The following is a 23550-nucleotide window of genomic DNA, read 5'->3' on the forward strand; positions in this document are numbered from 1 at the left end:
GCGTGGGTGGTTTATCACGCAGCACTGACACGTCATTCCAAGGAAATCCCATGCGCGCCGAGATCCAAAACTTCGTGACTCAGATTGAAAAATCTCTGGAATTACTCGCCCAGCGAATGGACAAGGAAACCGCCGCCCATCGGCTTGAGGAATTCGATGCGCGTGTAGAGGATCCAAACCTGTGGGATGATCCCGAAGCGGCCCAAAAGCTGATGCGTGAACGCCAGATGCTGGTCGATGCAATGGACAGCTATAATGGCATCAAGCAGGACATGGCTGACAATATCGAGCTCATTGAAATGGGCGAGATGGAAGAGGATGACGAAGTCATTTCCGAAGCCGAAGAGGGGCTTCAGGCGTTGGCCGCTAAGGCTGCCAAGAAAGAGCTGGAAGCACTGTTGGATGGCGAGGCCGATAGCAATGACACCTTCCTTGAGATAAACTCAGGTGCAGGTGGCACCGAGAGCTGTGACTGGGCGTCGATGCTGGCACGGATGTATGTTCGTTGGGCTGAAAAGAAAGGCTACAAGGTTGAGTTGCAGTCTGAAAGTGCCGGTGAAGAAGCCGGAATTAAGTCAGCGGCCTATAAGATTACCGGCCACAATGCCTATGGTTGGCTAAAGTCTGAGAGCGGAGTGCACCGGTTGGTACGGATTTCGCCCTTTGACTCGGCCGCTAAGCGTCACACGTCATTTACGTCGGTCAAAGTGTACCCGGTTGTAGATGACAATATTGAAATTGAGGTCAACCCGGCTGACATTCGCATTGATACCTACCGGTCTTCTGGTGCTGGTGGTCAGCACGTTAACACCACTGACTCGGCTGTTCGGATTACTCACCATCCTACGGGCATTGTTGTTACCAGCTCAGAAAAGTCACAGCACCAGAACCGTGACATTGCCATGAAAGCCCTAAAATCGCGGCTTTATCAGATCGAGTTGGACAAGCGCAGCGCCTTGGTCAACGAAGCACACGAGAACGCTGGTGACGCGGGCTGGGGCAACCAGATCCGATCTTACGTTCTACAGCCGTATCAGATGGTCAAAGACCTGCGTACCAGCCATGAAACTTCGGACACCAAGGGGGTTCTGGACGGTGATCTGGATGGTTTTATGGCGGCCACGCTGGCAATGGATGTTTCTGGGAAGAGCCGAGCCGAAGCACAAGGCTAGACCGCCCTGCACTAAATTGGATAAAACGAAAGCCGGGACCTCCCGGCTTTTTTGCTGTTATCGGGGTCAATTTATCACCGTCGGACACCCGTTTTCGGGAAATGTGCATTTAAAAAAGATATATTTGAGTTGCGTGTTCATCTGCAAGGTTTCGCAGGTTAGGCTTTGATCGAAACTTTCGTGAACGCTCTTAGTCATGCTGCAAGCCTCTGTTCTGCCAATACTTCTCAGTCTGAGATTAGCGGAACATCTGGCAGTAGATTTCTAAGCTTAGTCATTGGAGGTAAGCGAATGTGACGCAAGGCAGGGCGAATGGCTCCTAACCTTGATGACACAAAACAACAGGTCATTGCTGACCTCATGGGCCTTTCACTCAGGTGTCAGGATAAGGGAGTCTTTGGGAGGAGACATTCATGATAACAGAAAAAGCTTTTGGCGTTCCTAAGCTTCGGCCTATGACAATGGCCATACTACGTCAGGCAGTACGTCGTGGCTGGAAGGATTTCCGGACGAGGCCTGAACTTGGGCTGATATTTTCCGGACTATATATACTGGCCGGTTGGGCCATGGTGTGGATTACCCAGGTAACTGGAACCACCTCCTGGTTGGTACTTGCTGCAATTGGTTTTCCGTTGGTTGGCCCGTTTGCCGCCGTGGGCCTTTACGAGGTTTCGCATCGGATAGAGCAGGGGAGATCCAAAAACCTGAGCGAGGTGCTACAGGCTGTATTGCAGCAGGGCAGTCGGCAGCTGCCGTCAATTTGCGCGATTATCGTAGTCGTATTTCTGTTCTGGTTTTTCCTAGGTCACCTAACATTTGCATTGTTTATGGGGCTATCCCCAATGACTAATGTGTCGTCTTCCATAGAGATCTTCCTATCTACCAGCGGTCTGATGATGCTCTGCGTTGGAACTGTGATTGGGGCATTGATTGCATTAATGCTATTCATGATAACCGTGCTGTCCCTACCGCTCTTGCTGGATCGAGAGATTGACTTTGTGACTGCAATAATCACTAGTTTTCAGTATGTTATGAATAATTTTCCGTTGATGCTCACCTGGGCTGCGTTTATTGCGATAACAACGTTTGTCGGGATGTTGCCGGGGTTTGTTGGGCTGTTTCTGGTCTTGCCATTGCTTGGTCATTCAAGTTGGCACATTTACCGCCTTATCGTCATCGAAGATGAGTGAACCAGCGGCACGTAGTTTGGTTCCAGATCGGTCTGAAGGCCTGAATGTACGTCAGATTAGCGGAACGGGTCACCGATCTGCAGCAATCTTCTGTGAAATGGATTTAAACCCGCTTCAGGAACGAAACCTGACTTGCGGGCTGCGCCGAGGATATCACTGAACTTTTTCCCCAGATGCTCATACACCATTCTGGTGGCCCGCACTCCACTGCTGCCTTCCCGCACGGTTCGGGTAACATATCCAACCCAGTAATTATTCTCTAGCGAGGCCACCCGAGCAAGATAGTTGAAGGAACAGGTCATTGCGCCTCGGCGTGCAATGATCAAGGAAACTCCATCATCCTGACGGGTGGCGTAGCCGCGAAACTCACGTGCGCGAGGGGATGATGGTAGGCCTTGGTGGTGCATTGCTTCCTTGGGCTCAAACCCTTTGATGTAGGTGACGCCGTCTGAGCGAAAAATATAGGACAGGCCAATAAGATACTGGCCTTCCTTTAGGAAACTACGTCGCGAAAACCGATAAATCCCAGATGGAAATGACTCTTCTGAAAGTGAACTGACTCCTTGTCCTAGGAAATCATTTAAAATCGGCCCGTTAAGGATTTTTCCTTTGGATTCAATGTCATTAACTGGTTCGAGAAGGATCCGAGCGTCCACCTCGAAAAAAGTGCAAATCCGGTCCAGTATGTCTGGTCTAGGGAAACTTTCGCCGGACAAGTAGCGATTGAACTGTGTCCTGTTGATACCCAACTGTCGTGATAACTCGGAAATGGACGGGTATTCTCTTGAGAGACGGCGCAAATTGGCACCGAACATGTTGCGCAAATCTGCCGGAGATCGGGATTCCTTTGACATTGGGATGCGACCTTAAAAAATAGTTAACTCAATAGTAGGTTACAGTGCCCGAAATTAAGATTTTGGGGCCGTATTGGTCTTGGTGACGCTCAGTAGCGACAGGTGTGACGCTACTTAACGTGAAAAGCTATCCTCTCAGACACAAAATGCAAGAGGCAGACGCCGAATTTGCCATGTTTGAACGTTCGTATTTAGAACAGAATTGAGAAGAGGTTAGTTGAGAGGTTTGTGATGCATGGTGTTGTACTATGGAGTGACGAAAGCCAGAACAAAGCTGTAATTTGGTGTGAGGATCAGGGTGACTTAGCGTTTTACTCTCAGAAGAAACCCCTGGAAACTGTTGATTTACACGAAGGTGACTTGATCTGTTTTGATCTGACTTTGCATCAGAATTGCCGGATGGCGGAGAACCTTCAGGTGCTAGAGCATTCAGCCAGCGTGGGCTTGGTGAAAAGCCTGACGACTGCGCAGGTTGAGAGTGCTTCAAAGCCGATCAGTGATCAGAATTCCGCTCAGGTCATTTCATTTTCTGCCCGTTTAGAGCAGAAGCAGCGCGAAAATGAACCGCGCCGCCATTGTGCTAGTTAGCCTTTTTAGGAGCGAGGCGTTTAATCGCCTCGCAATAGTGCAGCGACGCCAGTCCGGGCAACTTCTACCAGACCCAGCGGGCGCATCAGGTCTGCAAACGCGTCGATCTTGTCCGGCGCGCCAGTAATTTCAAACACAAAGCTGCTCAGGGTGCTGTCGACCACATTTGCGCGGAAGATGTCCGCCAAACGCAGGGCTTCGACCCGCTTGTCACCTTCGCCGGATACCTTAAAAATGGCCAGTTCCCGTTCTACTGTCGCACCCTCAACTGTGAGGTCATGTACGTCGTGGACCGTAACGATCCGACCCAGCTGGGCTTTGATCTGCTCAATCACCTGCGGGGTGCCCTTGGTGACGATAGTGATGCGGCTTAGGTGGCCGGTGTGGTCAACTTCGGCAACTGTTAGGCTTTCGATGTTGTAGCCACGTCCTGCGAACAGGCCTATGACGCGGGCTAGAACTCCGGGTTCGTTCTCGACCAGTACCGCAATTGTGTGCCGTTCTTGTACGTCCGAAAATGTAGGGCGTAGGTTATAGGCAGAGTGGCGGGTCGAGCCTTTTTTGATGTGTAGGGCAGACATTTATAGTCCCTTTCGGTTCTGTTTGGCCTGGAACTTTGGGTTCCGAGGCCGTTATCTGTTTCGAGAGCGGGGCAGGTTAAACCAGCACCGCGCCACCAGCCTGAATGGCACCTTCAGTGTCGGCCTCACCCAGCAACATTTCATTGTGCGCTTTACCTGATGGGATCATCGGGAAGCAGTTCTCATGTTTGGTCACGAGGCAGTCAAAGATAACTGGGCCGTCATGTTCAATCATTTCCATGATCGCGTCATCCAGATCGGCGGGATCTGAACAGATGATACCTTTGGCGCCAAAGGCCTCGGCCAGTTTGACAAAGTCGGGCAGGGACTCGGACCAGGACTGGGAATAGCGCGAGCCATGCAGCAATTCCTGCCACTGACGGACCATGCCAAGGCGCTCGTTGTTCAGGATGAACTGTTTAACTGGCAATTTGTACTGGGTTGCGGTGCCCATCTCCTGCATGTTCATCAACCACGATGCCTCGCCTGCAACGTTGATCACCAGAGAGTCCGGATGGGCCATCTGTACGCCGATCGAGGCTGGGAAGCCGTAGCCCATAGTGCCCAGTCCACCGGACGTCATCCAGCGGTTGGGATCTTCAAAGCCCAAGAACTGCGCAGCCCACATCTGGTGCTGGCCAACCTCAGTAGTGACATAGCGGTCGTATTTCTTGGTCAGTGCCTCAAGCCGCTGCAAAGCGTACTGTGGCTTGATGATCTCTTTGTCTTCGGCAAACTTAAGGCAGTCGACCTTACGCCATTCATCAACCTGTCGGTTCCACGACACTACGGCTTCGGCATTTGTTTTACGACCGCGTGACTTCCAGATTTTCAGGATGTCTTCCAGTACGTGGGCGACGTCGCCAACAATTGGGATATCAACGCGCACAACTTTGTTGATCGATGAAGGGTCGATGTCGATGTGGGCCTTGGTAGAGTTTGGCGAGAAGGAGCTGAGAACACCGGTAATGCGGTCATCAAATCGCGCACCGATGTTGATCATCAGATCGCAGCCATGCATTGCCATGTTGGCTTCGTACAGACCATGCATGCCCAACATGCCCAGCCAGTGCTTGCCGGATGCTGGATACGCGCCAAGACCCATCAAGGTAGAGGTTACGGGGAAGCCGGTTGAATCGACCAGTTCGCGCAGCAACTGGCTGGCTGCGGGACCAGAGTTGATAACGCCACCTCCGGTATAAAATACAGGGCGTTCTGCCTTCTCGATGGCCGCAACCAATTCGGTAATCGTTTCAATGTCACCCTTGACTGGCGGTTGGTAGTGCGAAGCGGAAGGTTTGGGGCCGTTATAGTTGCCTGTGGCAAACTGTACGTCCTTGGGAATGTCGATCAGAACTGGGCCAGGGCGGCCAGAGGTGGCGACATGGAACGCTTCGTGCAAAACGCCGGGCAGGTCGTCAGTGTCTTTTACCAGCCAGTTGTGTTTGGTGCAGGGGCGGGTGATGCCCACAGTGTCGGCCTCTTGAAAGGCATCGGAGCCGATCATGAAGCTGGGGACCTGCCCAGTCAGAACAATGATCGGGATCGAATCCAACAGTGCATCAGTCAAACCGGTAACCGCATTCGTGGCGCCGGGGCCAGACGTCACAAGAGCAACACCCGGTTTGCCGGTTGACCGGGCATAGCCCTCGGCTGCGTGGACTGCCCCCTGTTCGTGGCGCACCAGAATGTGCTGGATGTCGTTCTGCAGGAAGATTTCGTCATAGATCGGTAGGACAGCACCACCGGGGTATCCAAATACTGTGTCCACACCCTGATCCTTCAGGGCTTGAATCACCATTTTTGCACCGGTCATTTCACGTGTCATCTGCTTTGCTCCATTGACGTGGTCGTCTTGTCTTCAATTTCATTACGCATAAAAAAAGCCCCCGATTTTTTGTCGGAGGCGCATGGGTTCGAAAATGGTTTACCGTTACCGGCCCATGCGCTTGGTTCCTACGATGACGACTAGGGTGATCATAGCCCCTGACTCCTTTTGCGTTTCAACGGACATTATTGGCGGTAGGCGGGGCCGTCAACAGGCAATTGGGTCTGTTTTGGGGTGAATTTTGACATTTTATTACGCTGAGAGGTTGTTGTGCGACATTTTTGGAATGCTCGCCGGGTTTTGATGGCAAGTTGCGGCGATTTTCGAGATGCGATCATCACGGTGCACGGAAAACGCTGCTGTTTTGTCAGATTTACAGACTGGCGCCTGTTCCCTGAAGCACACCGTGTTCCAGCGCATATCGGGTGAGGCCGGCTGTGGAACTGATTCCCAGCTTACGCTTGATGTTTTTTCGGTGGGTCTCAACCGTGCGCACGGAAATGTCGAGCGCTAGGGCGACCTCTTTGTTGGACTTTCCCTGCGCCAGTTCCAACAGGATTGTCTGCTCGCGGGTTGTCAGTGACTCGCGCGCATTGCCGTCTTTCGGCTCAAGTGATCCTTTGGCGCCGGTGCACAGATATTTCTCGCCCTGCATTACTGCGTCAATGGCCAGTTTGATCTCGTCTGTGGGTACATCCTTGAGAATATAACCCATTGCCCCGTGGCTAAGGGCGCTGGATATGTATTCGGGGCTGTCATGCATCGTCAAGATCACGATGCGAGTAGTAGGAGCCCGCTCCAGCAGTATCTCGGTTGCACTAAGACCACCTAGGTCGGGCATGTTCAGATCCATCAAGATCACATCCGGAACCAATTCCGCAGCCTGATCGACGGCCTCGCGCCCATTGTTCAATGTGGCCACGACTTCGATGTCATCGTAGCTTTCAAGGATAGACTGGATTCCTTCGGCGACCATCGGATGATCATCCACTATTAGTACGCGGATTGGTTTGGTCATCGGCTTTCCCATAAGTGAACAGAGCGTTTCAGGTCCCCATACTCTGTATTACTGCATGGAGTTGGTGTCTATCCCACCGTCAGGGGGCAGAAGGTGGCTTAAGGGCAGCCGGGCTTCGATTACCGTGCCGCCTTGGGTGCCACGTGATGACAGAATGCGCAGGGTGCCGTCAAGCTGTTCGATACGCTCTTCCATATTGCGCAAGCCGATGCCGGGTCCGCCGCGGTCCTGACGCGCGGGCAGGCCTGTGCCATTGTCAGTGATGCGCATTGTGGCGCCTTTGGCGTGGCCGCGCAGATCCATGATGACATGCGTGGCGTTGGCGTGACGTTCGATATTTGTCAGCGCCTCTTGGGCGATACGATACAGCGCGATCTTACTGTCTTGATCCAATCGGTTACTAAAGACCACTGTGCTAAATTCGGTTTCAATCCCTGTGCGGGCTGCAAAGTCACTGGTCAGAGCCTTAAGGGCAGGGCCAAGGCCCAGATCGTCAAGAACACCAGGGCGTAGGTCACGGCTAATCCTACGGACCTCGGAAATTGCGGTGCCCAGATGTTCGAGCCCTTTGTCGAGCGGCGGCATTGCGTTACCGGGGTCTCCGCGGGCCATCCGTCGGCGGGCGTTGTCGAGGGTAAAACGAACGCCCACCAGAATCTGACTAATGCCGTCATGTAATTCCCGCGCAACTCTGCCGCGTTCCTCTTCCTGCGTGTCGAATACCCGCTGGGTCAATTCCTTCAGTTTGGCATCTGCCAAACGCCGCTCGCGGATATTCAACATCATACCCGACGCAAACACCACGATCAGAGCGATGAGGGCAATGGCACCGATGTAAACAAAAGTACGTTGCACGCGCGCCTCAACTTCTGCGCGGGCGGTCGCAACCGAGGCCAGCACATCATCGATGAACACACCGGTTCCTACGGCCCACTGCCAGTCTTGCAGTCCAACCACATAGGCAACCATTTGAGCGGATTCACCGGTGGAGGGCTTTTGCCACATAAAGCTGTGCCAGCCTGCACCCTCGCGCGCTAGCCTTATGAATTCATCTACCACCGGGACACCATTGTCATCAGTCAGGCCGGACCAGTTCTGATTGATAAACTCGGTCTGGCGCGGGCTAACTAAATTGGTGCCATCGTAGTCATACACAAAGAAAAAACCGTCTGTTCCATAAATCATCGAAGACAGAATTTGGGTTACTTGTGTTTTGGCCGCTTCATCGTTGGGGTGGGCGCGGCCGTATATAAAGGAGAACCCGTTGCGGGCTTGGGTAACATAATTCCGCAGTTCCGCCTTTTTGGCCTCAAGCAACTGGTGCTCCAATGCCTGTATTTCACGCTCAGCCAAGGCGCGGGATTGATAAGCCACCAGAACAGCGATCGCGGCCACTGCCGTAAGAAGAGGCAGTGTCGCCAGAAGTGACAGCTTTTGAGCGTAGTTTGGGCGAATAAGGGGACGAAAGAAGCGCATGAAGCGAATCGATACGCAATTGATCACGGAAATCAAAGGTCGGATGTGAATTTGGATGGGTTTTTGTACGAAAGGCGCACAGGTGGTGGGGCGGAGGCGGGAATGTTCCCTCGAATTCAGCTTTTTGGTCCAAAAAAGACCGGATCTACGCAGTAGTAGGTATTCACATTGAAGGCGCCATAGCTAGGCTATCGCCACTTGTATCGATCCGTCTTGCGCTCTTGACGCAGGGCAATCCGAATTTCTGGGAGGAATAACACTAATGGATCGTCGTTCATTTCTAAAAACATCCGCACTTGGCGGTACAGCTGCTGCCGCAACCACTCTGGCCGCTCCTGCTTATGCCACCGGCAAGCGCACCCTGACTATGGTTACGTCCTGGGGCCGTGGCCTGGCAGGCGTATTTGACGCTGCTCAGCACGCTGCCGACAGCATCAACGCCATGTCCGACGGCTCTCTGACCGTAGACATCAAAGCTGCCGGCGAGCTGGTTGGCGCGTTCGAAGTCTTTGACGCTGTGTCCTCGGGCCAGGCTGACATGTATCACGCTGCTGATTACTACTTTGTTGGCCAGCACCCAGGCTACGCCTTCTTTACGTCTGTTCCATTCGGCATGACTGCTCAGGAACTGCTGAACTGGTACCTTCACGGTGAAGGCCAAGCGATGCACGACGAACTGGGCCAGATCTTTGGTCTGAAGCCATTCCTGGCTGGTAACACAGGCGCACAGGCTGGTGGCTGGTACTCCAAAGAGATCAACGGTCCAGAAGACTTCAACGGTCTGAAGTTCCGTATGCCTGGTCTGGGCGGCAAAGCACTGGGTAAACTGGGCGCATCTGTTCAGAACATCCCAGGTTCCGAAGTGTACCAGGCTCTGTCCTCGGGTGCGATCGACGGAACTGAGTGGATTGGTCCATGGGCTGATGAAAAAGCCGGTTTCCAGGAAATCACCAAGACTTACTACACTGCTGGCTTCCACGAGCCAGGTGCTGCTTTGACACTGGCAACAAACCTCGACGTATTCGAGAGCCTGTCGCCTGCGCACCAGAAGATCATCGAAGTTGCTGCTGGTGACACTCACCAGTGGAACCTGGCTCAGTTCCTGAACAACAACGGTGCAGCACTGCAGCGTCTGCAGGCTGGTGGCGTTAAGGTTCTGGAATTCCCTGACTCGGTTTGGGATGCATTCGGCAAGGCTTCGGCAGAAGTCATGAGCGAAAACATGGGCGACGACCTGTTCAAGAAAATCAGCGACAGCTACACCGCGTCGATGAAAGAATCGTCTTCCTGGTTGAAGCAGTCGTCGGGCACTTACACTGCTCAGCGTGACCGCGTTCTGGGCTAAACCGCCTAATTGAAACCACTAGGATCCTCCGCAAACGCGGGGGGTCCTTTTACTAATTGCAGCAGACAGCATGGCGCACAGCCTGACAACTGCGGGCAATGACCGGGGGCAAAATGCAGGAAGAGAGTAGCATCTCCATGGCAGGGATATTCGGAGGGCTCTTTGATGGGCTCTGGTGGCTGGTGCAAAATATTGGCATGGCCTTTTACAATGTAGGCTACGCGATTAGCCATCCTCAGCTTTGGCTGGACTGGGTGACCTGGACTGGCACCACTGAGGAAAAACAATCCGTCATGCGCTTTGTCTACTATGGCGCCTCGGTTGAGTTCTTTTTTGTGGCGTTTACAGGCTTTTTGATCCTGACCGCCATTGGTTTGTACCACCGCGGTTTTATGTGGGGCATGGTTCGCGGGCTAGAAGGTTTCGCGAATACAGTGGGGCGCTTCTTTGCGTGGGCTGGTCTGCTGATGGTCGTGCAACAAATCATCATCGTGTTCATGCAACGTGTGTTTACACGGCCGGACATGAGTTTTGGTTTGGGTATCCCGCTAGAGATGGACATCAGTTGGTTTGCTGAAGAACTGAAGCTGTACAACGCAATGGTTGTCTGCCTTTGCGCAACATACACGTTTGTTCAAGGCGGCCATGTGCGTGTCGATCTGATCTACGCAGGAGTCAGTTTCCGTACCAAAAAGGTCATCGACATGATTGGTTCCATGATTTTCATGGTTCCGACTGCAGTGTTGATCTGGATGTATGGCTGGTTCTTTATGTGGCGGCATCTGATCGTACCAAAGCCTTCGGCGAGTGATGCGCTGGAACGGCTGGTTATGAAGTCCCGCGCGTTGCGTTGGAATGTGGAAACCATCGGGTTCAGCCCGAACGGATTTAACGGGTATTTCCTGTTCAAAATTCTGCTGGTAGCTTTTGCCGGCATGGTATTCCTGCACGCGATTGCATTCTTCTACCGCTCGTACCTCGAGTTTATCGAAGGACAGGGTAGCGAAAACAAATACCTCGACAAGGATAGCCTTGGTGAGGGTGAAGAAGCCTATGAAGGCGCTCATTAACTTAAAGGACATCGGATATGGGATTCGGTCTTGATGGCGTCGAAATCGGCTTGCTCATCGTGTTTTTCTGTCTCTTCGGAGGCATCCTCTCTGGTTTCCCGGTGGCTTTTGCCATCGGTGGAGCCGGTATCATTTCATTTGGTATCATTGCGTCATTGGACTCGGCTGGACTGCTGATCCATCAGGCGATTGATACCTCTTCTCAGGCCTATACAAATCTGATCAATTCAGGTGTCAAAGCAGATGTCGTATCGGTGTTCCGATACCCAGATCTGCCACGCATTGCCGAGCCGGTGTTTATCAACGGCTGGGAAACTGCGATGGACCGCAACATATCGTTCATCGTGAACCGCATGAACGAGCGGGTTCTGGCTGGTGCTTCTATCGAGACACTGCTGGCGGTGCTGATGTTTGTTCTGATGGGGATTACCCTGGAACGCTCAAAGATCGCTAATGATCTGCTGACCACCATGGCGCGGGTGTTTGGTCCGTTGCCCGGCGGTTTGGCTGTGTCGATTGTTGTCGTAGGTGCATTCCTTGCGGCGTCGACCGGTATTGTTGGTGCCACAGTGGTCACCATGGGTCTGCTGGCATTGCCCACTATGCTAAAGAACAACTACTCGCCTGAACTGGCGACGGGTGTGATTGCGGCCTCTGGTACGTTGGGGCAGATCATCCCGCCGTCGATTGTGATCGTTCTGTTGGGAACCCTGGCTGGTGACCTGTATTCTACTGCTCAGGAATCGCGCGCTATGGAGGCGGGGTGCTCTGATGCTCTGACCTATCTAGGCGAACCAGCTGTTGTATCAGTTGGGACACTGTTCCAGGCCGCGTTATTACCAGGTATCATGCTGGCGCTGCTCTATGCGTTGTATGCGTTTGGCTATGCGATGTTGAACCCGGACAAAGCCCCTGCAGTGGCGATGTCGGACAGTGGCAACGAGCCAATTACCCGTGCCGAGGGATTGACTTGGTTCCTTGCGGCTCCGATCGGTCTGATCGGCGGCGCTATGCTGCTCGGCTCGGTTGGTTTGATTGGCAGCCAGGACATCACGGTCTCATCATTCTCGGATATTGGCAAAACAGCTTCGCTGCGCACAAACGTTGGCGCCGAGTGTCAGGCGTCGATGATCGAACTACATGGGCAGGAATCCTGGGATCTGGCCGCGTCTGAGCAGGCAGCAATTAACGATGCCGGTGGCGTTAGCGAGAGCAAACGACTAAGCGACGAAGATTTGGCGGCTGCCAAGGCTGCCAAGATCGCAGCAACTTCACCAATTGGCACCGGACTGACTGTACTGATGGTGCTGATGGGGCTGACGCTGATCATCGGGCGTGGTGTTTCACCGTCCGGTGATACCAAGCCGCTGATCTTGGGTGCTGTTGGCATTCTGCTGATTGCACTGGTGGATGCTGTTTGGGTTGCCCCGACAACGACGCCAGGTGCCACTGTTGTGATGATTGCTTTGCCTGCTTTGTTAGCGCTGTACGGATGTCGCGAGGCAGCAGCCCGTTGTGCCCGAAACGATCTGATCCGGGTGGTGTTCCCACCTTTGGTTCTGATTATCGCGGTGCTGGGGTCAATTCTTGGCGGTATCACCAACCCAACACCCGCTGCGGCATTGGGCGCGGGTGGTGCTATCATGCTGGCAGCCTATCGTAAGCTGCAAGATGAGGGCCGGTCTGGTAAAATCATCATCTGGTCTACTTTTGCCGTGATGATCAGCATCCTGATTGGGGTGAATTTTGATCTGCGGATTAATCAGTCCAACGTCAGCTTTGAGACCTGGGTGGCCTTTGCATTTGCTTATGCCGCTTACCTTTATGCGCTGTTTGGCCTGTTGTTTGGCTGCTGGGTGCTGTTCAAGGGTGGAGTGCTGTCGCCGATCGTACGGGAAACCGCCAAGGTGACCTCGATGGTGTTCACCATCCTGATCGGATCGCAGCTGTTGAACCTGGTGGTGATCTCGTTTGGAGGTGAGCACTATATCCAGCAGTTCCTGCGGAGTTTTGACAACGAGCTGACGGTGTTCCTGATCGTGATGCTGGTTCTGTTCTTCCTTGGGTTTGTGTTGGATTTCCTGGAGATCATCTACATCGTGATCCCAATCGTTGGGCCGATTATCTATGGCGGGTCGTTTGATCCTAAGTGGGTGACCATCATGATCGCGGTGAACCTGCAGACGTCGTTCCTGACGCCGCCATTTGGCTTTGCGCTGTTCTACTTGCGTGGGGTGGCGCCTAAGGAAGTCACTACAGGGCACATCTATCGCGGCGTAATTCCGTTTGTGCTGATCCAGGTGGCCGGGCTTGCGTTGTTGTGGTTTGTCCCGTCAATCGTGACAATCGTTCCGGCGTTGATCGGGAACTGATTTCGCTGTAGAGCCGAACAAAGAATGACAAGGGGTCCTGCGGGGCCCCTTGTTGCATTCAGGGCAGGGGGCTCTGACCCCTCTTGGCCCATGGGGCCAATTCACCCTCGGGATATTTCAAGCCAGATGAAGGACACGGATCTTCAGATGAAGAGTGTCAAACAGGTCAAATGTGGTGAGTTTTGCCTAGGTGGGCTGAAGTAGATCCCAGCGATTTCCGAAGGGGTCCTGCCAGACTGCGACGGTTCCGTAGGGCTCGTTGCGTGGGGATTCTTCAAAAACCACACCCTTTGCGACCATGGCTGCGTGGTCACGGGCAAAATCATCCGTATGTAAGAATAGTCCGACCCGGCCCCCGAACTGGTTGCCGATGGCTGCGCGCTGTTGATCGTCGTCGGCACGGGCCAGAATGATGCTGCCCTGAGTGGCGCCAGGTGGCATGATGCGGATCCAGCGCTTGCGACCTTGGTCGACATCATCAACCAATTGAAAGCCTAAGGTGCCGCAATAGAATTCAATCGCGGCGTCATAATCTGGGATCACCAGTGAAAAGGCATGAAGAAATTGCATCAGCGAATTTTCAACCGACGATCAGGCAGGTTGATGTTCGCAACCTGCTCGGCGATGGGGTCGGTTGAAAGTGGGTGCAGATCTGCCTCAAAGGCTGCGGCATCCTGCATGGGCTGCCAAGCACCACGGCTGTAAATCTCAAGCCCGGAGAAACCGGCCTTGTAGCCCATCTTGGGGCTGCCAGGCACCCAATAGCCAAGGTAGACATAAGGCAGCCCAGCCTCGCGGGCGATTTCGATGTGATCGAGGATCATATATGTGCCAAGGGAATTCTTTGGTAGGTCAGGGGCGTAGAAAGAGTACACCATGCTGAGCCCGTCTTCGAGCACATCGGTGAGAGAGACGGCTGTGAGCTGATTATTCTCGGTGTTATTGTATTCGACTACTCGGCTGCGGATCGGTGTTTCTTCGATCATTGCAGCAAACTCGAACACATCCATATCCGCCATACCGCCGTCTGCGTGGCGGCTGTCCAGATACTGCCGAAATAAGGCGTACTGATCTTCTGATGCCCAAGGTGATGTGGCTCGGCGCTCCAGATTGGCATTGCGGCGCAAGGTGCGCTTTTGGCTGCGTGAAAGCTTGAATTCGGAAACTTTGATACGGGCGGACAGGCAGGCGGAACAGTCGGCACAAGAGGGCCGATACAACACGTTCTGTGATCGCCTGAACCCCTGTTGCGACAGGCTATTGTTCAATTGCTCTGCTTCATCACCTTGAAGGGCAGTGAACAATTTTCGCTCCATCCTGTCCGCCAAATAGGGGCAGGGCTGCGGGGCAGTTACATAAAACTGCGGGGCAATCGGGAGCGTATGGCGCATGGAAATCCAAGATGATGAGGCCGGATGTTCCTTGATGATAACAACCCAGATGGAATGCGCCAAGAGCCGATCTTAGAAATGGTTTCAAACTCGTCTATTGAGCGCTGCAGTGCCGAGAAAGGCGTCTGTAAGGCCTTGGCCCCGTGACGACGTCAACATCATGACAATCGAGATAATTTGCAGAACAGGTATCGCCAGAGAAATCGAATAGCCAGCGGTGTGGAGTACAGCAAGACGCATGTCGAATTTTTGACCGGACAGCGTGCGCAGTTCAATTCCGGCAAAACTCATCCCCCAGGTGGCAGATCCATTGGCGATGGTGACCACTCGGTAGGCAAAGCCAAGTACCAGAAAAAGTAAGGGCCAGAAGAAAAAGCCGATGAAAACCGTCATTATCGACACGCCAAAACACAATATGGCGATAATGACGCTGTCGATTACCCAGGCTAACAGGCGTTTACTGGCCACTGCCTGATAGAATTGGGGTTGATAATCTGGGTCGGGCAGGGCGGTCATTTTCTTATTCATCCTTACAATATGATTGCCCCGCCCGGTTAGGGGCAGGGAGAGGCCTAGGGGGAAAGCGAATTTAGCTTTCCTTAGCCGAGTCTTCGGAGCCTGCAGCTTTGGCACGTTCATCCATGAAATCGTCAAATTCAGCCTTGTCCTTGGCGTCGCGTAGACGTTGCAGGAAGCTTTCAAAGTCGCTCTGCTCTTGCTCTAGACGTTGAAGAGTGTCCTCTTTGTAGGCGTCAAATGCGCTGTTGCCGGTTGAAGACATCGAATGGCGAGCCCAGCGTTTGCTTGCGCTGCGGTGACGAAACGAGGATGAGAACATCTTTTTGCTCCAGATCATGTAAAAGAGAAGGGCCAGTCCGATTGGCCAAAAGAAGACGAAGCCGAGTACCATGGCTGCAATCCAGGCACCTTTGCCTTTGCTGTCCAACCAGGATTCGCTGCGGGAAAACCATCCTTGTTCGCTATGTAGCGGGGCGGCGGTTTCAGTGTAGGTGGTCATCTAATATCTCCCTGGGTACAAGTGAATGTAAATTCCTTTCACATTGTGGTATATCGGATCGCGCCTGAGGCTTTGCAAGAGGTATGTAAATCTTTTTTACATTTTTCGAAAGCTAGCCTTCTAACGAACTTTTAATTGCGGCCAATAGATCTGCTCGTCGTACAGGCTTCAGCAGGCGGATGTCCTCAGGTCGCAATCCGTCGCCCTTTGTCGTCTCTTCGCTTGCGTAACCGGACATGAAGATAACGGGCAGGTCTGGCGCTCTTTCCCGGATTGCCCCGCTTAGTGCGATCCCCTGCAGGCTTCCGGGCATCATGATATCTGTCAATAGCAGGTCAATTGTCGGATCTGCCTCAAACAATTCCAGCGCCTCGTCACCGGACGTGGCAGCCGTTACACCGTACCCCGCTTTTTTAAGAATTTTGACAATGATAGGAAGGATTGCCTTGTCATCCTCTGCAACTAGGATTTTCTGGTGGTCACCCCGCAAATTTTGGGCCTTTCGAGGTTTTGTCTCGCTAGTTGGGAGTTCTTCGGCAGAAGCCTTGAAAAAGAGCTTGAACGTCGTCCCGACACCAGGTTCCGAGAAAACCTGTATCATGCCACCTGACTGCTCCATAAAGCCTAAGACCATAGACAGCCCTAGTCCTGTTCCAGCATTGGGCGCCTTGGTTGAAAAGAAAGGCTCGAAGATGTGGACCAGTTTGTCGCTGGGAATGCCATGCCCTGCATCGCTAACAGACAGAACCACGTAACGGCCAGGTTCCATTTTCTCTTGGCGCGCATCAACGTTGCCTTCGCCCAGGTCCACATTTGCGGTTTCGATCGAGAGTTCCCCCCCCTCGGGCATGGCATCACGTGCATTGACGATCAGGTTCAATAACGCACTTTCGGTCGAGCTAATGTCTGCCTTAATTGGCCATAGACCGGGCATCAGGGACGTTCTAACGTAGATGCTGGACGGAAGAGTGCGTTCGGTCCAATTGCGTGTTTCATCCACGATTGAATTGAGATCGATGATGCTTGGGTCCAGACTTGCTCTGCGTGCAAAGGCCAGCATGCTGCGGGTCAATTCAGCACCACGCTGGGTGGCATTGATGCCAGCGTCGATCAGGGACAGGTGCTCATCATCCATTTCGTCGTCGCGCAACAGCTCAAGATTGCCCATAATTGCGGCCAGCAGGTTGTTGAAGTCATGTGCCACACCGCCGGTCAATTGACCGATGCTGTCTAGCTTTTGGGCCCGTGCAGCTAACTTTTGTTGCTCTTCCAGTTGTTGTTGGGTTTTAACCGTAGCAGTGATATCAGTAACAAATCCAACAGTTCGGGTGACACCTTCTTCTTCCATGTATGCGCTTGTGTGTGTTTCCAACCATTTGCGCTCGCCGGATCGAGCTGTAATCTGGTAGCGGCTTGAATAGGCTTCGAGATTATCAATGGTCTTGGAAAACAATCGCGTCATCCGGATGAAGTCATCTTGGTCAATAGTCGTTTCTAATATGCCGTGTGTCGTGTAGACCTCTTCGGGTGTATAGCCCCAGATGTCCGTGCATTGGGGGCTAACGTAAACGGTTGTCGCGCCTTCAGATTTTGTGATCCGGCGACTGAACACTGCCCCCGGTAGGTTCCCAATGATCCTTTCAAGTCGAGCCTGGACACGGGCAGTGTTCCTTTCGGCTTCGCGTCTTGTCGAAATATCGCGAACAACCAGAACCAACTCATCTGTCCCAGAGATGGGACAGAGATGCGCCTCTCGATCCCGGCGCCTTCCTTTAAAATCAAGTTGGTATTCCCAAGTTACAACCTCCCTTGTGTCGAGTTGTTTGCGCATATTCTCTTCAAACAGCGCTAAAGGGCGCGGGGGGAAAATCTCCGCCATATTTCGGCCAAGGAAGGAGACCGGATCATCGACCGGACCGGCTCCGGGGCGGACCCGATAGTCAAGAATTTTCCCATATTGATCGATGCGAAAATAACTATCTGGAAGTGCGCCAAGTAAAGCAGCCATCTGCTTGGTTCGGTCCATGGTTGCATCTTGCGACTGCTTTAGGTCGTGTTTCAGCTTAACCAGTGCCCTCCCAATTTGCCCCAGTTCGTCGGAGCGGGTGGCAACCGGAAATTCGCTATCCAGATTGCCTTCAATCAAGGTATCCATGCTATCACGAATTTTGGTGATCGGCCGTGTAATGGTCCGCGAGGTTAGCCAAACGATTACAAGCAGGCCTAATCCGCCCAGAGCTACGCCAAGCAATATATTTTGAGTTAGGATATATGCGACATCAAGAGAGGGCTGGATATTCTTGCGGACCTCAAGCACCCCGCGTACATCCCCCATTTCCCAGTCTGTTTTTGGTGAATCTGGGTGAGAGTTGTGGCAGGAAACACAGACTTCGGCGACCATCCGATCCGCCACTGCAACCCTCAAGTATTTTACGCCATTCTCGACCGCCTGACGTTTATAGGTTCCATCAGGGTTTATTTTTAAATAGGCCCAGGACTCTTTCATGAAGCTGTCCAATTGCCGGCTCGATCGGCCCGGAAATGGAAAGCCACTGTACAGAGTCAAGGTGATATTCTGGTCGCTTATCAACCTGCTTAAATCATGGATGAATGTGGCTGGAAGAGGAATGGTTCTTGGGTCGCCTTCGTGCTCGATACCCACTGATAAGTCACTTGATGCCTCGACGTCCGCTATCACGTTCTTGGTGTAGTATTCGCGGATTTTCTTAACTTGGATTGCCAAGTCGGTCGCAGACGCGGTGGCCGCAGCTATGGTACTGTTCTCAAGGATGCGAGGAATCGTGACCCAAGCGATGCCCATGCACAGAAGAAAAAAAAGAGGAATTGGAATGGATAATCGAAAGACAATTGATTGAACCATTTTCCACATACTGTGACTCCACCATTCGAACACGGTACCACATGGGGTAAACTATCAAGAAACAAGCAAATCCGATGTGTAACGCAAGGACGGTAGTCTGCTGAGTTTTGCCAGTTTGATACTGGAGATAGCTTAGGTCCAATTCTTGGCAATCTCTTGTGAGAATAGCCAGTTCAAGAAAATATTGCCAAAATCATTTCGTAATTTGGTTTCATACGATCAAATCGTAAGGGCCCTAAGTATAATTGAAGGTCCCAGCCAACCGTTAGCGCAGTGCTAAAATGAGGATGGAAATCAAAAGTTGTAGCAGCTGCATCGATGCAGCTGATGCTGTCGTCAACAGCCCCGAAGTTTAAGTTCGAGGTTGCTATAATGTGGGGGGCTGTTCAAACGCCGGGCTTGGATTCTTATTCGCTATTGGGGCGAACGCGCGCAGCGCTCTTGTCTGCAAATGCAGCCAGACGGGCACGTGCGTCCGGTTGCGTATTTACGACACCAGCTACTACAGACTCGGCATAGGCAGCATCCATCGCTGACATGTTCTGCATGTGGCTAACGGCCGAGCAGATCGCGAAATTTGACAGCGGTAGGTTTTGAGCAGCCTTACGCGCCAGTTCCATCGCGTAGTCCAGGCTCGAGCCGTCGACAATATACTGGGCAAGGCCCAGATCGACGGCTTCTTGTCCCTGATATACGCGGCCGGTAAGCATCATGTCGACCATGCGAGCTTTTCCGACCAGATCAGTGACCCGGATGGTTGCTCCACCACCGGTAAACAACCCGCGTTGACCTTCGGGCAGTGCGAAATAAGCAGTTTGGTCCATAACCCGTACGTGGGCAGAGCTGGCTAGCTCCAGACCGCCGCCGACAACTGCGCCTTGTAGGGCTGCAATGATTGGAACGCCACCGTATTCCATCTTGTTGAAAGCCTCATGCCAGCGCAGGCAGATATGCATGAAATCAGCCGGGCTGCGGTCGTCGTTATGGTGTTCAACCAGGTCAAGTCCTGCACAAAAGTGATCGCCAGAACCAGCCAAAACAACTGCTCGAACACCCGCGCGGGGGGCGGTTGAGAAAAAGTCCACCAGTTCTTCGATGGTGTCAGTATCCAGCGCGTTGCGTTTCTTTGGGCGATTTAGAGTCACAACCCAAACCCCGTCGTCATGGTCCTCAATCGAGAGGTTCTTAAAGCGGGAGATGTCAATCTGCAGGGGCATATTGGTGTCCTTATTAGCAGGTTAGAAAGGGGGATTCCCCCGTTTCAGGGGTTACAGAGCAAAGTCGAGCAGGCTCTTGGCGCCTTCCATAACGCGGTCGCGCTGTGTTTCCGTATCGGGCAGGATGTGTTCGGCATAAAAGCGAGCAGAGGCGATTTTGGCTGCCATGAACGCGGGGTCATCTCCGGCAGCCAATGCTTCTTCGGCGACCAAGGCGGAACGAGCCAACTGCCAGCCTGAAATCAAATTGCCGGCCAACATCAGATAAGGAACACCACCGGCGAATGTGGCGTTGATGTCTTGCTTTCCGGTTGCCAGCATGTAGTCCACAACGGATTGGAACGCTGTGCGTGCTTTGGATAGCCGTGCCGATATCGCCCTTGCCGTGCTTGATCCCTGAGACAGGTCCTGTTCGGTCTGCTTTATCATTTCAACCATGCGCAGGGCTGTCGCGCCGCCATCACGCAGGGTTTTACGGCCGATCAGGTCGTTGGCCTGAATGGCGGTTGTACCCTCATAGATTGGCAGGATGCGCGCATCTCGGTAGTGCTGCGCCGCTCCGGTCTCTTCGATGAAACCCATACCGCCGTGAATCTGCACCCCGTTTGAGGCCGTCTCTACGCCCATCTCTGTGCAGTAACCTTTGACCAGTGGTACCAGAAACTCGTGGATAGAAGTGGCCTCGGCCCGAACTTCGGGCGTTTCACCATGCAAAGACAAATCTTGCCAGCCCGCAGTAAACGCTGCCATTGCACGGCAGCCTTCGGTCATCGCCCGCATGCGCGCTAATAGGCGGCGTACATCAGGGTGGTTGACTATTGCGACGGCGTCTTTTGATGATCCATCAACTGGGCGCCCTTGAATGCGCTCTTTGGCATAAGCCAGCGCAGCCTGAGTGGCGCGTTCTCCAATGGCGACACCCTGCAATCCTACAGTGTACCGAGCTGCGTTCATCATTTTGAACATATAGCTCAAACCGGCGTTTTCCTCGCCAATTAGGAAACCAGTCGCGCCCTCAAATTCCAGCACAGCCGTGGGGCTGGCCTTGATGCCCAGCTTGTGCTCGATGCTTTGGCAGCGCACTGAATTTTGGTCGCCCAATGATCCATCCGCGTTCACCATGTATTTTGGCACTAGAAACAGGCTGATACCTTTGACGCCAGCAGGGGCATCCGCTGTGCGTGCCAACACCAGATGAATGGTGTTCTCCGACATGTCATGTTCGCCGTAGGTGATAAATATCTTGGTGCCGGTGATCTGATATGAGCCATCATCCTGCCGGTCAGCCCGACTGCGCAACAAGGCAAGGTCACTACCTGCCTGTGGCTCTGTCAGGTTCATTGTTCCGGTCCATTTGCCGGAAACCAGATTGGTCAGATAGGTGTCTTTGGTTTCTGCAGAGCCAACGGTTAGCAATGCTTCTATAGCACCGTCCGTCAACAAGGGACACAGAGCAAAGCTCATGTTGGCGGCGTTCAGGATCTCGGTGGCTGCGGCCCCGACAACCCTCGGCAAGCTTTGCCCGCCGTACTCCTCTGGGTGCGGCAGGCTTTGCCAGCCCATGTCGACAAATTGCGTATAGGCATCTTCGAACCCGGACGGCATGATGACTTTGCCATCCTTGAACTGTGATCCGACCTCGTCGCCTGGGGTATTCAATGGTGCGATTTCTTCGGCACAGAACCGGCCCAGTTCCGACAGGACAGCGGCGACATCTTCTAGTTCTAACGTTCCATAAGGTGGCAAGTCATTCACCTCTGACCAGCCCGAGAGGTGCTCAATATTGAAAAGCATATCTTTGATCGGTGCTTCAAAAGTCATCTGCTTGTCGTCCTTGCTGGATTTGCTATTTGAGCCAGATATCTGAACACCAGACACGTGGCTATCTCTCTTGCAGACGGAAAACTTGCAAAAAGTGACAAAACTTGCAACAGAACGGTTCTATGAATCGAGATAGCCGTCTACCAATCCTGCCCACCGTTTCACGAGCCTTTCTTGAGGATTGGTTGGCGGGGCTGCGCACCTATTGCCCACCGCAGCAATTGGCAGGTTTTCTGGATCAGATTGGCCTAACCGATACCGTCCAGCCCCATGCTCGGGTGACACACGACCAGATCGTGCGATTGTATCAGCTGGTTGCGGTTGAAACCGGAGATGAGATGACCGGCCTGTGGAGCCGCACTATCCGTACCGGCGCGCTCAAGCATCTTTGTGCTTCGATGCGGGGTGCGTCATCGCTGTCAGCGGCCTTGTTTCGGTTCTCGTCATTCTGGAACCTGTTGCTTGATGACTATGCCGTTGTACTTGAAACTGAAGAGGAGGCTCTGCGGTTGATGCTGGTGCCACGCGGACCACAGGAGGCCCAACGGTTCGGTCATATGCTTCTTCTGAAACTGGCGCATGGCATCGCCTCGTGGCTTACAGGCCGAGAATTGCCATTGCGTGATGTCAGTTTCGTCTTTGACCGTCCGGATTTCGCCGAAGACTATCCAATTCTTTTTCCCACACCGGTTCGTTTTGGTCAGCCTCAGTCCAGCATCATCTTTTCCGGTTTGGCTGGCAGCTTGCCGGTGTCGCGCAGCGATTCCGAGATGCAGGACTTTTTGCTCCGCGCGCCGCGGGATTGGATTTTTACCAGCTCACGTGAACATGCTTTACCCCTACGGGTGCGCGAACTGCTATTGTTGTCAGACCGGCTGGATTATCACCTTGGCGATGCCGCGCTGGCGTTGAACCTGACGCCCCGTACATTGATCAGGCGGCTTGATGCAGACAGCACATCATTTCAGGGGATCAAGGACGGTCTGCGCCGCGACATCGCAATCCGTGATTTGTCCCATGGGAATAAGAGTATAGAGGCGATCTCACAGGATATTGGTTTTGCCTCGGCTGCGAATTTTCACCGGGCGTTTAAACGGTGGACCAGCGTTACCCCGGGCGCCTACCGGCGACGTAACGCTGGGAGGTGAGCCGTGCCTGATAGTCTGGACGTCGAATGATCAGACTATTACCGGGAATACGCTTGTTTTTTTGACCACACCGTAGACAAAACTTGTGTCGATAGACGCGATGCCCCCAATGGGGTGCAGCCGTTTTCGCACAAAGTTCTCATAATCATTTAGATCAGCCACGACGACCCGTAGCAGATAATCTGACATGCCGGTCATCACGAAACATTCCAGCACCTCGTCAACTTGACTGACACTTTTCTCGAACTGTTGCACGCAGTCGTCCGTGTGCCGTTCAAGTGAGACGCGAACAAATACCGTGACCGGCAGTCCGTAAGCCGCGGCATCGACATCGACGCTAAAACCTTTAATCGCACCGCTTTTCTCCAACAGCTTTAACCGGCGCAAGCAGGGCGATGGCGAAAGGTTGACCTCTGCCGCTAGATCTTGATTCGTCATCCGGCCATTTCGCTGCAATGCGCGGATAATCTGGCGATCTTTGTGGTCCATCTGGGGCTCCGTTGGCAGAATATGCTAATCTATGCACCGGTAATGGCATTGATCGCAATATCTGCCGTGTCGAATGGCTCTACTCTTCTGT

The 23550-nt window shown here is 53.1% G+C and carries 20 protein-coding genes; 7 read left to right on the forward strand and 13 right to left on the reverse strand.

Annotated features, from left to right (window positions below; genetic code table 11):
- Nucleotides 1-50 precede the first annotated feature (50 nt).
- Together prfB and DL239_RS18090 are read left to right on the forward strand one after the other, a co-directional pair.
- Nucleotides 51-1172, forward strand: a complete 1122-nt coding sequence (prfB, locus tag DL239_RS18085) for a peptide chain release factor 2 (RefSeq protein ID WP_167685505.1) — start codon at nt 51-53, stop codon at nt 1170-1172.
- A gap of 413 nt (nt 1173-1585) precedes the next feature.
- Nucleotides 1586-2362, forward strand: a complete 777-nt coding sequence (locus tag DL239_RS18090) for a DUF2189 domain-containing protein (protein WP_206188519.1) — start codon at nt 1586-1588, stop codon at nt 2360-2362.
- A 56-nt stretch (nt 2363-2418) separates the two neighbouring features.
- On the opposite strand, the gene DL239_RS18095 is transcribed toward DL239_RS18090, so the two are convergent.
- The gene (locus DL239_RS18095) at nt 2419-3216 is read right to left on the reverse strand and encodes a helix-turn-helix domain-containing protein (protein ID WP_167685506.1); all 798 of its coding nucleotides are present in this window, start codon (nt 3214-3216) and stop codon (nt 2419-2421) included.
- Nucleotides 3217-3447: 231 nt separating this feature from the next.
- Between DL239_RS18095 and DL239_RS18100 the strand changes: the two genes are divergently transcribed.
- Nucleotides 3448-3804, forward strand: a complete 357-nt coding sequence (locus DL239_RS18100) for a hypothetical protein (RefSeq protein ID WP_167685507.1) — start codon at nt 3448-3450, stop codon at nt 3802-3804.
- A 20-nt stretch (nt 3805-3824) separates the two neighbouring features.
- On the opposite strand, the gene ilvN is transcribed toward DL239_RS18100, so the two are convergent.
- The 4 genes from ilvN to DL239_RS18120 form a co-directional block, all read right to left on the reverse strand.
- Nucleotides 3825-4385, reverse strand: a complete 561-nt coding sequence (gene ilvN, locus DL239_RS18105; protein ID WP_167685508.1) for an acetolactate synthase small subunit — start codon at nt 4383-4385, stop codon at nt 3825-3827.
- Nucleotides 4386-4461: 76 nt separating this feature from the next.
- Nucleotides 4462-6213 (reverse strand): acetolactate synthase 3 large subunit, encoded by a 1752-nt coding sequence (locus DL239_RS18110; protein WP_167685509.1) that lies wholly within the window; start codon nt 6211-6213, stop codon nt 4462-4464.
- A 373-nt stretch (nt 6214-6586) separates the two neighbouring features.
- Nucleotides 6587-7231 carry a response regulator transcription factor gene (locus DL239_RS18115; protein ID WP_167685510.1) on the reverse strand — a complete coding sequence of 215 codons (645 nt, stop codon included), beginning with the start codon at nt 7229-7231 and terminating at the stop codon, nt 6587-6589.
- A 48-nt stretch (nt 7232-7279) separates the two neighbouring features.
- A complete protein-coding gene (locus tag DL239_RS18120) occupies nt 7280-8707 on the reverse strand; it encodes a cache domain-containing protein (RefSeq protein ID WP_167685511.1) in 1428 nt (475 codons plus the stop codon).
- Nucleotides 8708-8969: 262 nt separating this feature from the next.
- Here DL239_RS18120 and DL239_RS18125 point away from each other — a divergent pair, with 262 nt between their 5' ends.
- From DL239_RS18125 to DL239_RS18135, 3 genes are all read left to right on the forward strand, one after another.
- Complete coding sequence (locus DL239_RS18125; protein ID WP_167685512.1) at nt 8970-10052, forward strand: TRAP transporter substrate-binding protein; 1083 nt, start codon at nt 8970-8972, stop codon at nt 10050-10052.
- A gap of 113 nt (nt 10053-10165) precedes the next feature.
- Nucleotides 10166-11122: a TRAP transporter small permease subunit gene (locus DL239_RS18130; RefSeq protein ID WP_167685544.1), complete on the forward strand. Its 957-nt coding sequence runs from the start codon at nt 10166-10168 to the stop codon at nt 11120-11122.
- Nucleotides 11123-11139: 17 nt separating this feature from the next.
- A complete protein-coding gene (locus tag DL239_RS18135) occupies nt 11140-13494 on the forward strand; it encodes a TRAP transporter large permease (RefSeq protein ID WP_167685513.1) in 2355 nt (784 codons plus the stop codon).
- Nucleotides 13495-13680: 186 nt separating this feature from the next.
- On the opposite strand, the gene DL239_RS18140 is transcribed toward DL239_RS18135, so the two are convergent.
- The 7 genes from DL239_RS18140 to DL239_RS18170 form a co-directional block, all read right to left on the reverse strand.
- The gene (locus tag DL239_RS18140) at nt 13681-14064 is read right to left on the reverse strand and encodes a VOC family protein (RefSeq protein WP_167685514.1); all 384 of its coding nucleotides are present in this window, start codon (nt 14062-14064) and stop codon (nt 13681-13683) included.
- Nucleotides 14064-14885, reverse strand: coding sequence for an arginyltransferase (locus tag DL239_RS18145; RefSeq protein ID WP_167685515.1), 822 nt, complete (start codon nt 14883-14885; stop codon nt 14064-14066). The genes DL239_RS18140 and DL239_RS18145 overlap by 1 nt, the downstream gene beginning before the upstream one ends.
- Nucleotides 14886-14969: 84 nt before the next feature.
- On the reverse strand, nt 14970-15401 hold the full coding sequence (locus DL239_RS18150; RefSeq protein ID WP_167685516.1) for an RDD family protein: 432 nt from the start codon (nt 15399-15401) through the stop codon (nt 14970-14972).
- A gap of 73 nt (nt 15402-15474) precedes the next feature.
- A complete protein-coding gene (locus tag DL239_RS18155) occupies nt 15475-15903 on the reverse strand; it encodes a DUF2852 domain-containing protein (protein WP_167685517.1) in 429 nt (142 codons plus the stop codon).
- A 112-nt stretch (nt 15904-16015) separates the two neighbouring features.
- Entirely contained in the window at nt 16016-18793 is a 2778-nt protein-coding gene (locus DL239_RS18160) for a response regulator (RefSeq protein WP_369410588.1), read from the reverse strand.
- 398 nt (nt 18794-19191) lie between these two features.
- The gene (locus DL239_RS18165; protein WP_167685519.1) at nt 19192-20001 is read right to left on the reverse strand and encodes a crotonase/enoyl-CoA hydratase family protein; all 810 of its coding nucleotides are present in this window, start codon (nt 19999-20001) and stop codon (nt 19192-19194) included.
- Nucleotides 20002-20052: 51 nt separating this feature from the next.
- Nucleotides 20053-21822: an acyl-CoA dehydrogenase family protein gene (locus DL239_RS18170; protein ID WP_167685520.1), complete on the reverse strand. Its 1770-nt coding sequence runs from the start codon at nt 21820-21822 to the stop codon at nt 20053-20055.
- A 122-nt stretch (nt 21823-21944) separates the two neighbouring features.
- Between DL239_RS18170 and DL239_RS18175 the strand changes: the two genes are divergently transcribed.
- Nucleotides 21945-22970, forward strand: coding sequence for an AraC family transcriptional regulator (locus DL239_RS18175; protein WP_167685521.1), 1026 nt, complete (start codon nt 21945-21947; stop codon nt 22968-22970).
- 30 nt (nt 22971-23000) lie between these two features.
- Here the strand turns inward: DL239_RS18175 and DL239_RS18180 are convergent, their stop codons facing one another.
- Nucleotides 23001-23459 carry an Lrp/AsnC family transcriptional regulator gene (locus tag DL239_RS18180; protein ID WP_167685522.1) on the reverse strand — a complete coding sequence of 153 codons (459 nt, stop codon included), beginning with the start codon at nt 23457-23459 and terminating at the stop codon, nt 23001-23003.
- Nucleotides 23460-23550 lie beyond the last annotated feature (91 nt).

Origin of the sequence: Parasedimentitalea denitrificans (assembly GCF_011813015.1) — a bacterium.
Classification (GTDB): domain Bacteria; phylum Pseudomonadota; class Alphaproteobacteria; order Rhodobacterales; family Rhodobacteraceae; genus Parasedimentitalea; species Parasedimentitalea denitrificans.

Coding starts and splice junctions, on each gene's coding strand:
- DL239_RS18170 (WP_167685520.1), bottom strand. CDS start 21,822: ATGACTTTTGAAGCACCGATCAAAGATATGCTTTTCAATATTGAGCAC.
- DL239_RS18145 (WP_167685515.1), bottom strand. CDS start 14,885: ATGCGCCATACGCTCCCGATTGCCCCGCAGTTTTATGTAACTGCCCCG.
- DL239_RS18115 (WP_167685510.1), bottom strand. CDS start 7,231: ATGACCAAACCAATCCGCGTACTAATAGTGGATGATCATCCGATGGTC.
- DL239_RS18165 (WP_167685519.1), bottom strand. CDS start 20,001: ATGCCCCTGCAGATTGACATCTCCCGCTTTAAGAACCTCTCGATTGAG.
- DL239_RS18125 (WP_167685512.1), top strand. CDS start 8,970: ATGGATCGTCGTTCATTTCTAAAAACATCCGCACTTGGCGGTACAGCT.
- ilvN (WP_167685508.1), bottom strand. CDS start 4,385: ATGTCTGCCCTACACATCAAAAAAGGCTCGACCCGCCACTCTGCCTAT.
- DL239_RS18150 (WP_167685516.1), bottom strand. CDS start 15,401: ATGACCGCCCTGCCCGACCCAGATTATCAACCCCAATTCTATCAGGCA.
- DL239_RS18095 (WP_167685506.1), bottom strand. CDS start 3,216: ATGTCAAAGGAATCCCGATCTCCGGCAGATTTGCGCAACATGTTCGGT.
- DL239_RS18175 (WP_167685521.1), top strand. CDS start 21,945: ATGAATCGAGATAGCCGTCTACCAATCCTGCCCACCGTTTCACGAGCC.
- prfB (WP_167685505.1), top strand. CDS start 51: ATGCGCGCCGAGATCCAAAACTTCGTGACTCAGATTGAAAAATCTCTG.
- DL239_RS18155 (WP_167685517.1), bottom strand. CDS start 15,903: ATGACCACCTACACTGAAACCGCCGCCCCGCTACATAGCGAACAAGGA.
- DL239_RS18160 (WP_369410588.1), bottom strand. CDS start 18,793: ATGTGGAAAATGGTTCAATCAATTGTCTTTCGATTATCCATTCCAATT.
- DL239_RS18130 (WP_167685544.1), top strand. CDS start 10,166: ATGCAGGAAGAGAGTAGCATCTCCATGGCAGGGATATTCGGAGGGCTC.
- DL239_RS18100 (WP_167685507.1), top strand. CDS start 3,448: ATGCATGGTGTTGTACTATGGAGTGACGAAAGCCAGAACAAAGCTGTA.
- DL239_RS18180 (WP_167685522.1), bottom strand. CDS start 23,459: ATGGACCACAAAGATCGCCAGATTATCCGCGCATTGCAGCGAAATGGC.
- DL239_RS18135 (WP_167685513.1), top strand. CDS start 11,140: ATGGGATTCGGTCTTGATGGCGTCGAAATCGGCTTGCTCATCGTGTTT.
- DL239_RS18120 (WP_167685511.1), bottom strand. CDS start 8,707: ATGCGCTTCTTTCGTCCCCTTATTCGCCCAAACTACGCTCAAAAGCTG.
- DL239_RS18140 (WP_167685514.1), bottom strand. CDS start 14,064: ATGCAATTTCTTCATGCCTTTTCACTGGTGATCCCAGATTATGACGCC.
- DL239_RS18110 (WP_167685509.1), bottom strand. CDS start 6,213: ATGACACGTGAAATGACCGGTGCAAAAATGGTGATTCAAGCCCTGAAG.
- DL239_RS18090 (WP_206188519.1), top strand. CDS start 1,586: ATGATAACAGAAAAAGCTTTTGGCGTTCCTAAGCTTCGGCCTATGACA.